General features: G+C 61.8%; 17 protein-coding genes and 2 pseudogenes. 18 read left to right on the top strand and 1 reads right to left on the bottom strand.

Annotated features, from left to right (window positions below; genetic code table 11):
- Positions 1–109: 109 nt before the first annotated feature.
- The 18 genes and pseudogenes from SJQ66_RS28150 to tatC form a co-directional block, all read left to right on the top strand.
- Positions 110–869 (top strand): annotated as a pseudogene (locus tag SJQ66_RS28150) (ABC transporter ATP-binding protein); the annotation flags it as partial.
- A gap of 101 nt (positions 870–970) precedes the next feature.
- Positions 971–1,141: pseudogene (locus tag SJQ66_RS29825) on the top strand (ABC transporter ATP-binding protein); the annotation flags it as partial.
- Positions 1,142–1,200: 59 nt separating this feature from the next.
- The gene (locus SJQ66_RS28145) at positions 1,201–1,980 is read left to right on the top strand and encodes an ABC transporter permease (RefSeq protein ID WP_036007495.1); all 780 of its coding nucleotides are present in this window, start codon (positions 1,201–1,203) and stop codon (positions 1,978–1,980) included.
- 33 nt (positions 1,981–2,013) lie between these two features.
- Positions 2,014–2,280: a BolA family protein gene (locus SJQ66_RS28140; RefSeq protein WP_024901939.1), complete on the top strand. Its 267-nt coding sequence runs from the start codon at positions 2,014–2,016 to the stop codon at positions 2,278–2,280.
- A 108-nt stretch (positions 2,281–2,388) separates the two neighbouring features.
- Positions 2,389–3,678: a UDP-N-acetylglucosamine 1-carboxyvinyltransferase gene (murA, locus tag SJQ66_RS28135; RefSeq protein WP_046153618.1), complete on the top strand. Its 1,290-nt coding sequence runs from the start codon at positions 2,389–2,391 to the stop codon at positions 3,676–3,678.
- On the top strand, positions 3,675–4,364 hold the full coding sequence (gene hisG, locus SJQ66_RS28130; protein WP_024901937.1) for an ATP phosphoribosyltransferase: 690 nt from the start codon (positions 3,675–3,677) through the stop codon (positions 4,362–4,364). Before murA ends, hisG begins: the two co-directional genes overlap by 4 nt.
- A 45-nt stretch (positions 4,365–4,409) precedes the next feature.
- Positions 4,410–5,747, top strand: a complete 1,338-nt coding sequence (gene hisD, locus SJQ66_RS28125; RefSeq protein WP_024901936.1) for a histidinol dehydrogenase — start codon at positions 4,410–4,412, stop codon at positions 5,745–5,747.
- A 114-nt stretch (positions 5,748–5,861) separates the two neighbouring features.
- Positions 5,862–6,449, top strand: coding sequence for an imidazoleglycerol-phosphate dehydratase HisB (hisB, locus tag SJQ66_RS28120; RefSeq protein ID WP_024901935.1), 588 nt, complete (start codon positions 5,862–5,864; stop codon positions 6,447–6,449).
- Positions 6,446–7,093 (top strand): imidazole glycerol phosphate synthase subunit HisH, encoded by a 648-nt coding sequence (hisH, locus tag SJQ66_RS28115; RefSeq protein WP_320534823.1) that lies wholly within the window; start codon positions 6,446–6,448, stop codon positions 7,091–7,093. The genes hisB and hisH overlap by 4 nt, the downstream gene beginning before the upstream one ends.
- A gap of 175 nt (positions 7,094–7,268) precedes the next feature.
- Complete coding sequence (gene hisA / locus SJQ66_RS28110; protein ID WP_024901933.1) at positions 7,269–8,027, top strand: 1-(5-phosphoribosyl)-5-[(5-phosphoribosylamino)methylideneamino]imidazole-4-carboxamide isomerase; 759 nt, start codon at positions 7,269–7,271, stop codon at positions 8,025–8,027.
- 5 nt (positions 8,028–8,032) lie between these two features.
- Positions 8,033–8,812 (top strand): imidazole glycerol phosphate synthase subunit HisF, encoded by a 780-nt coding sequence (gene hisF / locus SJQ66_RS28105; protein ID WP_024901932.1) that lies wholly within the window; start codon positions 8,033–8,035, stop codon positions 8,810–8,812.
- Between the two features lie 58 nt (positions 8,813–8,870).
- On the top strand, positions 8,871–9,311 hold the full coding sequence (hisI, locus tag SJQ66_RS28100) for a phosphoribosyl-AMP cyclohydrolase (RefSeq protein WP_024901931.1): 441 nt from the start codon (positions 8,871–8,873) through the stop codon (positions 9,309–9,311).
- Positions 9,308–9,733, top strand: coding sequence for a phosphoribosyl-ATP diphosphatase (locus SJQ66_RS28095; RefSeq protein ID WP_082102933.1), 426 nt, complete (start codon positions 9,308–9,310; stop codon positions 9,731–9,733). Before hisI ends, SJQ66_RS28095 begins: the two co-directional genes overlap by 4 nt.
- A 17-nt stretch (positions 9,734–9,750) precedes the next feature.
- Positions 9,751–10,329 (top strand): DUF4870 family protein, encoded by a 579-nt coding sequence (locus SJQ66_RS28090; protein WP_024901929.1) that lies wholly within the window; start codon positions 9,751–9,753, stop codon positions 10,327–10,329.
- 48 nt (positions 10,330–10,377) lie between these two features.
- A complete protein-coding gene (locus tag SJQ66_RS28085) occupies positions 10,378–10,740 on the top strand; it encodes a histidine triad nucleotide-binding protein (RefSeq protein WP_024901928.1) in 363 nt (120 codons plus the stop codon).
- Between the two features lie 179 nt (positions 10,741–10,919).
- Positions 10,920–11,162 (top strand): Sec-independent protein translocase subunit TatA, encoded by a 243-nt coding sequence (tatA, locus tag SJQ66_RS28080; protein ID WP_024901927.1) that lies wholly within the window; start codon positions 10,920–10,922, stop codon positions 11,160–11,162.
- A gap of 370 nt (positions 11,163–11,532) precedes the next feature.
- The gene (gene tatB / locus SJQ66_RS28075) at positions 11,533–12,261 is read left to right on the top strand and encodes a Sec-independent protein translocase protein TatB (RefSeq protein ID WP_046153605.1); all 729 of its coding nucleotides are present in this window, start codon (positions 11,533–11,535) and stop codon (positions 12,259–12,261) included.
- Positions 12,262–12,315: 54 nt separating this feature from the next.
- The gene (gene tatC, locus SJQ66_RS28070; RefSeq protein ID WP_024901924.1) at positions 12,316–13,131 is read left to right on the top strand and encodes a twin-arginine translocase subunit TatC; all 816 of its coding nucleotides are present in this window, start codon (positions 12,316–12,318) and stop codon (positions 13,129–13,131) included.
- Between the two features lie 100 nt (positions 13,132–13,231).
- On the opposite strand, the gene SJQ66_RS28065 is transcribed toward tatC, so the two are convergent.
- On the bottom strand, positions 13,232–14,491 hold the full coding sequence (locus SJQ66_RS28065) for a Do family serine endopeptidase (RefSeq protein WP_036007445.1): 1,260 nt from the start codon (positions 14,489–14,491) through the stop codon (positions 13,232–13,234).
- Positions 14,492–14,508: the final 17 nt, after the last annotated feature.

Genomic DNA, 14,508 nt, shown 5'->3' with positions numbered 1-14,508 from the left:
GTGGGGCGGCAAGCCTTTGAAAGGGCAAAGCGTTTTTCGCTTATAATACGGGGTTTTCAGACGCAGACCTCGCCATCATTTTTGTGCCAGGCGCTCATCCCCACTTTCCATGCCCAGCAGCAAGCTTCCTGCCATCGACATCCGTAGCGTGAAGAAGCACTATCACGCGCTGCAGGCACTCAAGGGCGTTGACCTCACGATCGAACAGGGCGAATTTTTCGGTCTCCTCGGCCCGAATGGCGCCGGTAAGACCACGTTGATCAGTATCCTGGCCGGTCTCGCCCGCGCCGACGCCGGTTCCGTCCAAGTGCTCGGCCACGACGTCGTGCACGATTTCCGGGCCGCGCGGCAGCTGGTGGGGGTTGTTCCGCAAGAGCTGGTTTTCGATCCTTTTTTTACCGTGCGTGAGACGTTGCGCATCCAGTCTGGCTATTTTGGCTTGACCCGCAACGATGCATGGATCGATGAGATTCTCCACAACCTGGGGCTTACCGACAAGGCTGATACCAATACCCGCGCGTTGTCCGGCGGCATGAAGCGGCGCGTCCTCGTGGCGCAGGCGCTTGTGCACCGTCCGCCGGTCATCGTGCTCGACGAGCCGACGGCTGGCGTTGATGTGGAATTGCGCCAGACGCTCTGGGAGTTCATTGCGCGGTTGAATCGTGCGGGTCACACAATCATTCTGACCACGCACTATCTCGAGGAAGCGGAGTCGCTGTGCAATCGAATTGCCATGATGCGGCGCGGTGAAGTGGTGGCGCTGGAGCGCACCGATCAACTGTTGCAACGCTTTGCCGGGCTGCAACTGGCGTTGCGCATTCGCGGCGCGGCGTTGCCTGAGAGTCTGCGCGCCTTGGAAGTCGAGGCGGCGGGAGCAAGCGGGTCCGTCGCGATTGCCGCGGGCGATGCACGCGCCGTCGTGCAGACGGACGCGCTTGGACATGGCATGGCTAGCATTGGCGGGTCGCAGGCGCGCCATTATGTGCTGCGTCTGAACAGTTATGACGACATCGAGCCGCTGCTGGCGCGCTGCCGCGAGGCCGGCTGTGTGCTGGAGGATGTCGAAATTCGCAAGACCGATCTCGAGGACGTATTCCTGCAACTGACCCGCGAGCCTGAAGCAGGCGAGGTTTTATCGTGATACCTGTTTCTTCGTCTTCCAATGGTCGGGGTGGGAGCGCCGATGATGTCGCCATCGGTGTGGCGCGTGCGCCATACAGTCGGTTCACCGGTTTCCGCGTGCTGTTGTACAAGGAACTGCTGCGTTTCTGGAAGGTCTCGTTCCAGACCGTTGCCGCACCTGTTATCACCGCCTTGCTATACCTGGCCATCTTCGGTCATGCGTTGCAGCATCGGGTTGATGTGTATGCGGGCATCGATTACGTCTCGTTCCTGGTGCCCGGCCTTGTGATGATGAGCGTATTGCAGAATGCGTTCGCTAACAGCTCGTCGTCGTTGATCCAGTCGAAAATCACAGGGAATTTGATTTTCGTGTTACTGCCGCCGCTGTCGCATTGGGATCTGTTTGCCGCGTACACGCTGGCATCGGTCGTGCGCGGCCTGGTGGTGGGGCTCGGTGTGTTCATCGTCACGATCTACTTCGTGTCGCTCCATTGCGCGTCGCTGCTCTATATCGCCGCATTCGGGCTGTTGGGTGCCGCCATCCTCGGCGTGCTGGGCCTGATTGCCGGCATTGTCGCCAGTAAGTTCGACCAATTGGCAGCGTTCCAGAATTTCCTGATCATGCCGCTGACCTTCTTGTCCGGCGTGTTCTATTCGACGCGTTCGCTCCCGCCCTTCTGGCGGCATGCGTCGCATTTCAACCCGTTTTTCTACATGATCGACGGGTTCCGTTACGGCTTTTTCGGTCAATCAGACTGCTCGCCGTTGTTGAGTTTGTCGATTGTCGGTTTCTTCTTTGTCGTGCTTGCCGGACTGGCCGTGCGCATGCTCGCCAGCGGTTTCAAGCTCAGGCATTAACGACGCAATATAACCCCACCGGTGGAGCGCCTCATGTTGCCGACGCCTGATCAGATCCGCACTTACATCGCGGCCGGCCTGTCCTGTGAACACCTCGATGTCGAGGGGGACGGACAGCATTTCTTCGCGACCATCGTCAGTCCGGCGTTCGAGGGCAAGCGTCACATCGCGCGTCACAAGCTGGTATATGCCGCGCTGGGTGATCGGATGCGCGAGGAGATTCACGCGCTAAGCATGAAGACGCTGACGCCGGCGGAATTCGCTGCCGCAGGCGGCCAGGCGACCGCGCCGGGTATGTAAGGACAGGATAGCAGCGTGTGGATTGAAGACAAACCCGGTACGGTTGCCACTGTACCCGAGCGCATCCGGAACACCGTGCCGGTTGCCACCCAACAGGAGGAGACGCGGATGGACAAGCTCTGCATCGAAGGCGGACGTCGGCTTCACGGCGAGGTAATCGTGTCGGGCGCAAAAAACGCATCGCTGCCGATCCTGTGCGCAGCCCTGCTGAGCGCCGAACCGGTGCGTCTGCACAATGTTCCCAACTTGAACGATGTCCGCACGATCCTCGCGTTGCTGCGTCAGATGGGCGTGAAGGTCACCGTCGATGTGGACACGGTGACGCTGGATGCCGGTGCCGTGGACAACCCCCTGGCGCCGTACGAGTTGGTCAAGACGATGCGTGCATCGATCCTGGTGCTCGGGCCGTTGCTGGCGCGTTTCGGCCATGCGCGCGTGTCCCTGCCCGGCGGTTGCGCGATTGGCGCACGGCCGGTTGACCAGCACATCAAGGGCCTGCAGACGATGGGTGCCGAGATCGCCATCGAACATGGTTATATCGAAGCACGCGCATCACGCTTGAAGGGGGCGCTGGTCGTCACCGACATGATCACTGTCACCGGCACGGAAAACTTGCTGATGGCCGCAACGCTGGCGGACGGTGAGACCGTACTCGAGAACGCCGCGCGCGAACCCGAAGTCACGGACCTCGCGAATCTGCTGGTCAAGATGGGCGCGAAGATCGAGGGCATCGGCACCGATCGCCTGGTGATCCAGGGCGTCGACAAATTGCATGGTGCCGAGCATCGGGTCATCTCGGACCGTATCGAGGCGGGCACCTTCCTTTGCGCGGTGGCTGCCGCGGGTGGTGACGTGACACTTCGCAACGTGACCCCGGGTCTCCTCGACGCCGTGATCGAAAAGCTGCGCGAGGCGGGGGTGACGATCGAAGCGGGGGGCAGTGGCGCCGATAAAGGCGACAACTGGTTACGTGTGGCGATGCAGGGCAGGCCACGCGCGGTAAGCTTCCGTACGTCAGAATACCCGGCCTTCCCGACCGACATGCAGGCACAGTTCATGGCGTTGAATTGTATTGCGGAGGGCGCGGCGCAAGTGGTGGAGACGATCTTCGAAAATCGCTTCATGCATGTGCAGGAATTGAACCGCCTGGGTGCGAATGTCACGATCGACGGCAACACGGCTTTTGTCAGTGGTGTGCAGGCGTTGTCCGGCGCGACGGTGATGGCGACGGATTTGCGCGCATCGGCGTCCCTGGTGATCGCGGCGCTGGTTGCCGATGGGGAAACGACCATCGATCGTATCTATCACCTCGATCGCGGGTATGACCGGATGGAGCGAAAGCTGAGCGGTATCGGCGCCGCCGTACGTCGTATTCACGGGGACGGGAGCCCGGCATGACGCAGTTGACCGAATCGCGGAATGCCGCCACATCGAACGGCGCCAAGCTGACGCTGGCCCTGTCGAAAGGGCGGATTTTCGAGGAAACGCGGCCGCTGCTGGCGGCGGCCGGCATCGAGGTCACGGAGGACCCTGAAACGTCGCGCAAGCTGATCCTGCCGACTACCAATCCGAATTTGCGCGTGATCGTGGTTCGCGCGACGGATGTCCCCACTTATGTGCAGTATGGCGCGGCCGATTTCGGCGTGGCCGGCAAGGATGTGCTGCTCGAGCATGGTGGCGCGGGCCTTTATCAGCCGATCGACCTCGAGATTGCGCGTTGCCGGATGTCGGTGGCGGTGCAAGCGGGATTCGACTATGCCGGCGCGGTACGACAGGGCGCCCGTTTGCGCGTGGCGACCAAATATGTGCAGATGGCGCGTGAGCATTTTGCGGCAAAGGGCATGCACGTCGACTTGATCAAGCTGTATGGCTCGATGGAACTGGCGCCGCTGGTCGGCCTGGCTGATGCCATCGTCGATCTGGTCAGTTCGGGCGGTACGTTGCGTGCGAACAATCTTGTCGAAGTGGAAGAGGTAATGGAGATCTCGTCACGGCTGGTCGTGAACCAGGCGGCGTTGAAAATCAAGCGCGACGCGCTGGCGCCGCTGCTTTCCGCATTTGAGACGGCGATCCGCGGCGCCTAGCAAGATCGGTTTCAACCGGGTAATGCGATCTCGATGGATACGACAATGGCACTGACAATTCGCAAACTGGATTCGCGCACGCCGGACTTTCTTGCCGCGCTGGCGACGGTCCTCGCCTTCGAGGCGGACGACGACGCGGCCGTTGACGATGCCGTGGCCGGCATCCTTGCGGACGTGAAGACGCGTGGCGACGCCGCCGTGCTCGAATACACGCGCCGTTTCGACCGGCTGGATAACACCGGCGAACCTGGCATGGCCGCGCTAGAGCTGCCGCAATCGGCGCTGGAGGTGGCCCTGGCAGGGCTCGATCCGGTGCGTCGCACCGCGCTCGAAACCGCCGCGAACCGTGTGCGCCTCTATCACGAGCGGCAAAAAGCGGAGTGTGGCGTCCATGGCTGGCAGTACACCGAAGCCGACGGCACGGTATTGGGCCAGAAGGTCACCCCGCTGGACCGTGTCGGGATCTACGTTCCGGGCGGCAAGGCAGCGTATCCGTCGTCGGTGCTGATGAATGCGATTCCGGCGTCCGTGGCGGGGGTCGGTGAGATTGTCATGGTCGTGCCGACGCCGGACGGCGTACGGAACGATCTCGTGTTGGCGGCGGCCCGGTTGGGCGGCGTGCACCGCGTCTTCACGATCGGGGGGGCGCAGGCTGTCGGCGCATTGGCGTACGGCACGCAAACGGTGCCTCCGGTCGACAAGATCGTAGGGCCGGGCAATGCCTATGTCGCTTGTGCGAAGCGCCGTGTATTCGGCACCGTTGGTATCGACATGATCGCAGGACCGTCCGAGATCCTGGTGATCTGCGACGGCACGACCGATCCGGACTGGGTGGCGATGGACCTGTTCTCGCAGGCCGAGCACGACGAACTCGCCCAATCGATCCTTCTGTGCCCTGACGACGCCTATATCGCCCGCGTGGAAGCCTCGCTCAATACCTTGCTTGACGCCATGCCGCGGCGCGACACGATCCGCGCGTCGCTCGAAGGTCGTGGCGCCCTGGTCAAGGTCCGTGACATGCCGGAAGCCTGTGAGATCGCGAACCAGATTGCGCCCGAACATTTGGAAATCTCGGCAGCCGCACCGCAGGAATGGGCCGATCGCATTCGCCACGCCGGCGCAATCTTTCTCGGCCGTTTCAGCAGCGAAAGCATTGGGGATTATTGCGCCGGCCCGAACCACGTGCTGCCGACGTCGCGCACGGCCCGATTCTCGTCGCCCCTCGGCGTATACGATTTCATCAAGCGCTCGAGCCTGATCCAGGTCAGCGAGGGCGGCGCCGTGACGCTGGGCCGCATTGCCGCCGAACTGGCGTACGGCGAGGGTCTGCAAGCCCACGCGCGCAGCGCAGAGTTGCGTATTGAAGGTCTGCGGAGCAAGTAGAATGCATGGATAAAGCCGTGATCCGTGTCCACGGCCTGCCGCCGATATCAGCTTAAGCGGGTCGCCGGCACCAAAATTCGTCCCTTGATGTCGTCCTTTATTGAGCAGAAGATCATGCGTACCGCCGAAGTCGTCCGCAATACCAGCGAGACGCAAATCCGAGTGAAGTTGAACCTGGACGGCACGGGCCGTCCTGCCTTGGCCTCCGGCGTGCCTTTTCTCGACCATATGCTGGACCAGATCGCACGCCATGGTCTTGTCGACCTCGAGGTGGAGGCGAAGGGCGATACGCACATCGACGACCATCACACCGTGGAAGACGTCGGCATCACGCTCGGCCAGGCAGTGGCGCAGGCCATCGGCGACCGGAAGGGCATCAACCGTTATGGTCATGCCTACGTGCCGCTCGACGAGTGCCTGTCACGGGTCGTCATCGATTTTTCCGGTCGTCCGGGCCTGGAGTTCCACGTGCCGTTCACGCGTGCTCGCGTCGGGACATTCGATGTCGACCTGACGATCGAATTCTTTCGTGGTTTCGTCAACCATGCGGGCGTGACCTTGCATATCGACAATATCCGTGGCCTGAATGCCCACCATCAGGTGGAAACCGTGTTCAAGGCGTTTGGCCGCGCATTGCGCATGGCCGTTACCCAGGATGAGCGTGCCGCGGGCCAGATCCCGTCGACGAAAGGCAGCCTATGAGCAAGATCATCGCGATTGTCGATTATGGCTCCGGCAATCTGCGCTCTGTCGCGCAGGCCGTGCGTCACGCGGCGCCCGAAGCCGATGTCCGCCTGGTGACGGCACCGTCTGAAATCGCGGCCGCCGACCGTATCGTATTGCCAGGCCAGGGTGCGATGCCCGATTGCATGCGCTCGCTGCGCGACTCCGGTCTGCAGCAAGCGGTTTATGCTGCCGCGCAGCATAAACCGTTGCTGGGTGTCTGTATCGGTGAGCAGATGCTATTCGACCGCAGTGACGAGGGCGACACGCCGGGTCTCGGTCTTTTGCCGGGGCGCGTGGTGCGTTTCCAGCTCGACGGCAAGGTGCAGAGTGACGGTTCACGCTTCAAGACGCCGCAAATGGGATGGAACCGTGTGCGCCAGGCGATGTCACACCCACTGTGGGATGGCATTCCGGACGAGTCGTATTTCTACTTCGTCCACAGTTATTATGTCGTACCGGCGAATACCGAGGATGCGGTGGGGGTGACCGAGTACGGCGCCCCCTTCACATCGGCGGTGGCGCGCGGCAATATCTTCGCGACGCAGTTCCATCCGGAGAAGAGCGCGGGGGCCGGATTGCGGCTCTACCGCAATTTCGTCGATTGGCAACCGCACCGGTAAGCCTGCTGGCGCGAAGCGCCGGGTCAGTCCGGCGCTTCGCCGTTGTTACTGCTGTCCCTGCTGTCCGCGTCGCCTGTGGTTGAAATGGCCGCCGTGCCCTTTGGGTGCCGGCGTTTCGCCAAAGCAGAAGACGACGGAATTTTTTGAACCGCAACGTTCTACGCTCACCGATTTTATGCTGCTCATTCCGGCCATCGATCTCAAGGACGGTCAGTGCGTCCGTCTCAAGCAAGGCGACATGGACCAGGTCACCGTGTTCAACGAAGATCCCGCTGCTGCGGCGCGACATTGGGTGGACCGTGGTGCCCGTCGACTCCATCTGGTCGATCTGAACGGCGCATTCGCCGGCAAGCCGCGCAACGAGGCGGCCATTCGGGCGATTATCCAGGAGGTCGGCAGTGACATTCCCGTGCAGTTAGGGGGTGGCATCCGCGATCTGAACACGATCGAGCGCTATCTGGATGACGGTCTGTCGTACGTCATCATCGGCACTGCCGCGGTGAAGAACCCGGGGCTGCTGAAGGACGCCTGCACGGCTTTCGCCGGGCACGTGATCGTTGGCCTGGACGCGAAGGACGGCAAGGTCGCCACGGATGGCTGGAGCAAGCTGACCGGCCATGAAGTGGTGGATCTGGCCCGAAAATTCGAGGATTACGGCTGCGAGGGTATTATCTATACCGATATTGGCCGTGATGGCATGCTGCAGGGGCTCAATATCGACGCTACGGTACGACTGGCGCAAGCGGTCAAGATTCCGGTGATCGCCAGCGGAGGCCTGTCGAACATGGCGGATATCGATGCGCTGTGCGCGGTTGAATCGGAAGGCGTGCAAGGCGTGATCTGCGGCCGTGCGATCTATTCGGGTGACCTGGATTTCGCCGCCGCGCAAGTGCGCGCGGACGAACTGGGTGACGCAAACGGCTTGGGGAGTTGAGGGCGATGGCGCTCGCGAAACGCATCATCCCGTGCCTGGACGTCAACGCCGGTCGCGTCGTCAAGGGCGTCAACTTCCTCGAGTTGCGTGACGCGGGCGACCCGGTGGAGATTGCCCGCCGCTACGATGCCGAAGGGGCCGACGAACTGACATTCCTCGATATCACCGCAAGCTCGGATGAGCGCGGCCTGATCCTGCCGATCATCGAGGCCGTTGCCTCGCAGGTGTTCATTCCCCTGACAGTCGGCGGCGGCGTGCGCGCGGTGGAGGACTATCGTCGCCTGCTGAATGCCGGTGCGGACAAGATCAGCGTCAACTCGTCGGCCATCGCCAATCCGCAACTGGTTGCGGACGCCGCGGACAAATACGGCTCCCAATGCATTGTCGTGGCCATCGACGCCAAGCGGGTAAGCGATGAGGGCGTCGATGCTGCGCCGCGCTGGGAAGTCTTCACGCATGGCGGTCGTCGCGCCACCGGCCTGGATGCGGTCGCGTGGGCAGTCAAAATGGCGCAACTGGGTGCCGGCGAAATCCTGCTGACCAGCATGGATCAGGACGGTACGAAGCGGGGCTTTGATCTCGCACTGACACGCGCTGTCTCAGATGCGGTATCGGTCCCCGTGATTGCTTCCGGCGGCGTGGGCAATCTTGCGCATCTGGCGGAAGGCATCACGGAAGGTCATGCCGATGCCGTGCTGGCCGCGAGTATCTTCCATTACGGCGAATATTCCGTCGGCGAGGCGAAGCGTTTCATGGCCGAGCGCGGGATTCCGGTACGTTTGTAAGTATCGATTAAAGGCCCACGGGCCATGACATCTCCATGCCGGACTCCGAGAGCACATGATGGACAACCGTACCGCGGTAAATGTATCGAGCAACGCGCCGACGCTTCCTGTCTGGCTCGATTGCATCAAATGGGACGCAGCCGGGCTGGTGCCGGTGATCGCGCAGGATCATAAGAGCAATGACGTACTGATGTTCGCGTGGATGGACCGCGAGGCACTTGCGAAGACGGTGGCGTTGCGCCGCGCGGTGTATTACTCCCGATCACGCAAACGGCTGTGGTTCAAAGGGGAGGAATCCGGCCATGTACAGCATGTGCATGACGTGCGTCTGGACTGCGATGAGGACGTCGTCCTGCTGAAAGTCGAGCAGGTATCCGGCATCGCCTGCCATACCGGACGGCATTCCTGCTTTTTCCAGCAATTCCAGGGCGACCCGCAGACTGGTGGTTGGGTGAGCGTCGACCCTGTCCTGAAAGACCCGGAGCAGATCTACAAATGAGTAATGACAAGGCTGCGGCCGTTACGATATCGGGCGCCGAGCCGGGGGAGGCATCATCCCAGATCGCGCTGGGTGACGTGTTGGCGCGCCTCGGCGCGACGATCGACGGCAGAAAAGGGGGGGACCCCGATGCCTCGTACGTGGCGCGCCTGTTCCACAAGGGCGATGACGCGATCCTGAAGAAGATCGGCGAGGAAGCCTGCGAGGTGGTCATGGCGGCGAAGGACGTGCGTCATGGCGCCGCGCCCGCCGGATTGGTCGGCGAGGTCGCCGATCTGTGGTTCCATTGCTTGATTGCCCTATCCCGTTTCGACCTGACCCCGGCGGATGTGGTGGCGGAACTGGCGCGACGCGAAGGCCTGCCGGGTCTTGAGGAAAAGGCGTTGCGGAAGGTCAAGGAACGAGAGCAATCCGGTCACTGACCAAAAGCGAGGGGCAGATGAGCGAGTTCGAACGCAGGAAGCAGGAAGCCGAAACGGTCGAGATTGTCAGTGAAGTCGTCCTGGACGATAGGACTCGCCGCCAACGCGAGCAAGCGCGCGCGGAGGCGCAGGGTGGCCCAGGCGGGCGAGGGGATGGCCGGTTTGGTGGCCGCGGTCCGGGCGATGACACCTTTGATGCCCGGTTCGGCGGCGGTGGCTCAGGTCTTGGCGGCGCCGATTACCGTGACGTATCGTCCGGAGGCGAGGATATTGCGACGCTCCGGACGTTATCGCACATCCTGTACGCCTTATACGCCTTCAGCCCGTTCACGGGGGGATTGGCCGGCATCGTGGCGCTCATCATCGACTACGTGCGTCGGCCCGCGATGCGGGGCACCGTCTATTTATCCCATTCCGTCTGGAGGACCCGAACCTTCTGGTGGACGCTGGTCGGGAGTGTCGTTGGATGGTCGATGTTTTGGAACCATTTCGGTGCCGGACTCCTGTTTGTCGTTTCAATCTGGTATATCTACCGCTGTGTCAAAGGATGGTTGCGCCTGTTGGAAAGCAAGCCGGTGTTGGGACGCTGGTTCTGACCGGCGGATGTGACCGGGAATCACGAAACCGGCTTTAGCGAGAAACCGATGAGCGAACACGACTGCATTTTCTGCAAAATCGTCCGTGGTGAGATTCCGAGCAAGAAGATCTACGAGGACGACGAGTTTTATGCATTTCATGACATCCGGCCTGCCGCACCGACCCATGCCCTGGTGATTCCGAAACGGCACATCGAGACGCTTTCGGCGGTGACGGATGCCGACGCGCCGTTGCTTGGTAGAATGCTGGTCCTGACATCCCGCCTGGCCGCCGAATTGGGATGTGCCTATACGGGCGGTGAAACGGGGTTCCGGACGGTCATCAATACCGGACCCAATGGTGGACAAGAGGTATATCATTTGCACGCGCATATTCTCGGTGGCCCACGTCCCTGGGCGCGAATGAACTGACATCGCGCGATGGATAGGCTGGTTTGACGGCCGTTGTGTGCATAACACGATCATGCGACAAGGTATTTTCCCTGTGGCATAGTCCCTGACGTCGCGGGATGCGGGTATGACGGGCGGACCGCGACGCATGGCAGGTAAGGCTTGCCGCCTTTTCGGCGGGAAGTAATCGGAGAAGGGTAATGGGTTCGCTGAGTATTTGGCATTGGCTGATCGTGCTGGTTATCGTGGCGTTGGTATTCGGCACGAAGAAACTCCGTAACATGGGTTCCGACCTCGGCGGTGCGGTCAAGGGCTTCAAGGAAGGCATGAAAGACGCCGACGCGCCAGCAAACGGCGAAAATGCACCCCCGCGTGGCGAGTCGATCGCGCGCGCGAAGGACACCGTCGACGTCGACGCGAAAGAGCGTAGCAGCCAACATTAAGCGGTTGCCGCCAGCCCGCGCCATCGCGCGCGTTGGCGTGGTGTCGCACCAGGCCGCGTGGGTGGCGGCGTCGCATGCTGCACACGCCAGGTTGCCAGGGCAGTGTTCGAGTGGGAGGTGGTTTCGGACGCCTTCGCTTTGGGCGATTCCCCCGGTTTTGACTGGCTGTTGCATGGTGGCCGGCCAAGTGAGCCGGCGATCCGAGGGCCGGCGGCGTGATGCACGGTCAGATGCAATCGCCGTTCGGACGCTTGATTGCGTGGACGACGCGATGACCGCACCGGCCGACGCGATCGCCTTGCCGCATGCGCGCCAATGTCCCAGGTATGATCCTCTCACGTCAACGTCCTAACGAACGCCACAAAACGCCATGCTTGATCTTGGATTGTCAAAACTCGCGATCATCGGCGTTGTTGCGCTTGTCGTGATCGGGCCGGAGCGCCTGCCTCGCGTGGCACGCGCGGCAGGCCTGTTGCTCGGGCGTGCTCAACGCTATATCAACGATGTCAAGGCCGAGGTCGCGCGCGAGATGGACATGTCCGACCTGAAGGCGGCCAAATCCCAGTTTGAAGACGCGGCCCGGGACATGCACGGCTCCGTCAACACGCATATGCGTGCGACCGAGGAATCGCTGCGTGGTGTCGGTGCATCGATGAAAGAGGCGGAATCGTCATTGAATGATACGTGGCGATCGTTATCCCCCGACCCCGCTCCCGGTACCCAGGCGGCGCTGTCCACGCACACCGGGGAATCGAGCCACATCGGTGGCGGGCTGAACCCCTCCGGCTATAGTGTCTATGACGAGACGGATACGGGGGCAACGATACCTTTTGGTGGATCATCGCTGCCTGCGGCCGAGCATGCGGCGAACCTGGCTGCCAGCGACCTGCGTGACGCGGCCGCACGTGAAAACGACGGTCTGCGCTATAGGGCGGGCCCGCTGCCCGCCCGTCGACGGAATTGGCGCGTCAAACAGGCGACACAACCGGTGTGGTACAAGCGTGCACAAGGCATCCGTTCGCAACTGCAGTCGGGTGCCGCGCGCGTGGCGCGTCATCGCGCGGTGGACAGCAGCCGTCCGCCGACGCGTTTTCTCTGACCGGGGTCTTCAAGACGTGGTTTCCAAAAGCATTGCAGTAGGCGCGAGGCAGGCGTGAGCGACCCGAATAAATCAGAACACCCATCGCAGCAGAACGCTGCCGCCGATGGCTCGGTGGGCGAGGAAAGTTTCATTTCGCATCTGGTCGAATTACGAGATCGGATCATGCGGGCGGGTATCGCCGTGATCGTCGTTTTCGTCAGTTTGGTCTACTGGGCACCGGACATCTTCAAGCTGTTGGCGCGGCCATTGCTGCAGAACCTGCCGGCGGACGGCAAGATGATCGTCACCGACGTCACCGGCTCTTTTTTCGTGCCGATGAAAGTAACGATGATGGTTGCCTTTGTCATCGCGCTGCCCATTGTCCTGTATCAATTGTGGGCCTTTGTCGCGCCGGGACTGTACCTGCACGAAAAGCGGCTGATCATGCCCTTGGTCAGCAGCAGCTACATCTTGTTCCTGAGCGGGATGGCATTTGCCTACTTTGTCGTGTTCCCGACGATTTTCCGTGTCATGGCGCATTACAACGCACCATTGGGCGCGGAAATGACCACGGACATCGACAACTATCTGAGCTTCGCGTTGACGATGTTCCTGTGCTTCGGCGTGACGTTCGAGGTGCCGATTCTCGTCGTCCTGCTGGTGCGGATGGGATTTGTCGAGCTGAAGAAGCTGAAGGAAATCCGCGCGTACGTCGTGGTAGGCGCCTTCATCATTGCCGCGGTGGTAACGCCGCCTGACGTGGTGTCCCAACTGATCCTCGCCGTGCCGCTGGTGTTGCTCTACGAGGTAGGCCTGATAGCCGCGCGTTTCTTTGTGCCCAAGCGGGATGACGCACCTGCGGAAACCCTGCCCGTGCGTCGTGACTAAGCGCTGATGATCGGGGGGGCAATGCAAAATGCCGCGCCAGACGCGGCATTTTGCTGTGGCGGCTCACGGCCATCGGTGCCGCTCCATTGCGGCAAATGGCTTACTCGTCGTCGTTGCTGCTCTTCAAGGGCCGTGGGCGCTTGCCGATCTGGACGGTGATATCCATCGGCTTGCCCTTGCGGATGATATGCATCGTCGCATCCGTGCCCGGTGCAATCTGCGCCACGGCATTGAGCAGGGAAACGGTCTCCGTCACTTTCGTGTCGTTCACGCCGACGATAATATCGCCCGGACGGATGCCGGCCTTGTCCGCCGGTCCGCCCTGCAGCAAACCGGCGACAATGGCGCCGCTATGCTGATCCAGGTGAAACGCTTGCGCGACTTGCTTCGTCAGATCTTGCGGTTCGACACCGATCCAGCCACGTGTCACGCTTCCGGTCTTGATGATGCTGTCGAGGACCATTCGTGCCGTGGTCACCGGGGTAGCGAAACCAATGCCGAGTGAACCGCCGCTGCGCGAGTAGATGGCCGTATTGATGCCGATGACGTCGCCGTCGGTATTGATCAGCGCGCCCCCTGAATTGCCCGGATTGATCGCCGCGTCGGTCTGGATGAAGTTCTCGAACGGGGTGATCCCCAGGTGATTGCGGCCGAGCGCGCTGACGATCCCCATCGTTACCGTTTCGCCGACGGCGAACGGGTTGCCGATGGCGAGCACGACGTCGCCCACGCGTGTGTGATCGAGATCGCCCCAACTGACGGTCGGCAGGTGCTGCAGGTCGATCTTCAGCACGGCGAGGTCCGTATCCGGATCGGAACCGATGACTTTGGCGTGCGTCTTGCGGCCATCGGCCAATGCGATCTCGATTTCGTCCGCGCCATCGATCACGTGCTGGTTCGTCAGGATGTATCCTTCTGGGCTGACGATGACGCCGGAGCCGAGGTTTGCGGAAGGCGCGCGTTCCTGGCGGCGCTTGCCGTAGAGGTAGCGGTACAGCGGATCGTTCAACCGCGGATCGTGTGCCTTGCTCTTGGGCGCGCCTTTCGTGGAATAGACGTTGACGACGGCGGGCATGGCTTTCTGCGCCGCGTCCGCGTAGGACGTACCGCTGTCCGCGCGCTGCCGTCCGTGCAACAATTGGTCCGCCAGAGACGGTGGCCCTTGCGCAGGGTTTCCGACGCGGCCGGCGGCGCTGGAGGCGGTGTCGGCCGTATCCGGGCCGGTTTCAGCGGAACCGGCGGGATGCGAGGACCAGCCGCGATGCGGCAGCCACTCCGGCTTCAACGTGGAGATCACGAAGAGTATGGCCAGCAGGACGGTGACCGCCTGTGCGAACAATAACCAGCAGCGCTTGAGCATCGAGACGAATAACCTGA

Source organism: Robbsia andropogonis (genome assembly GCF_034047095.1).
GTDB lineage: Bacteria > Pseudomonadota > Gammaproteobacteria > Burkholderiales > Burkholderiaceae > Robbsia > Robbsia andropogonis.
The sequence above is the reverse complement of the archived record's forward strand: the minus strand, read 5'-3'. Positions and strand labels throughout refer to the sequence as shown.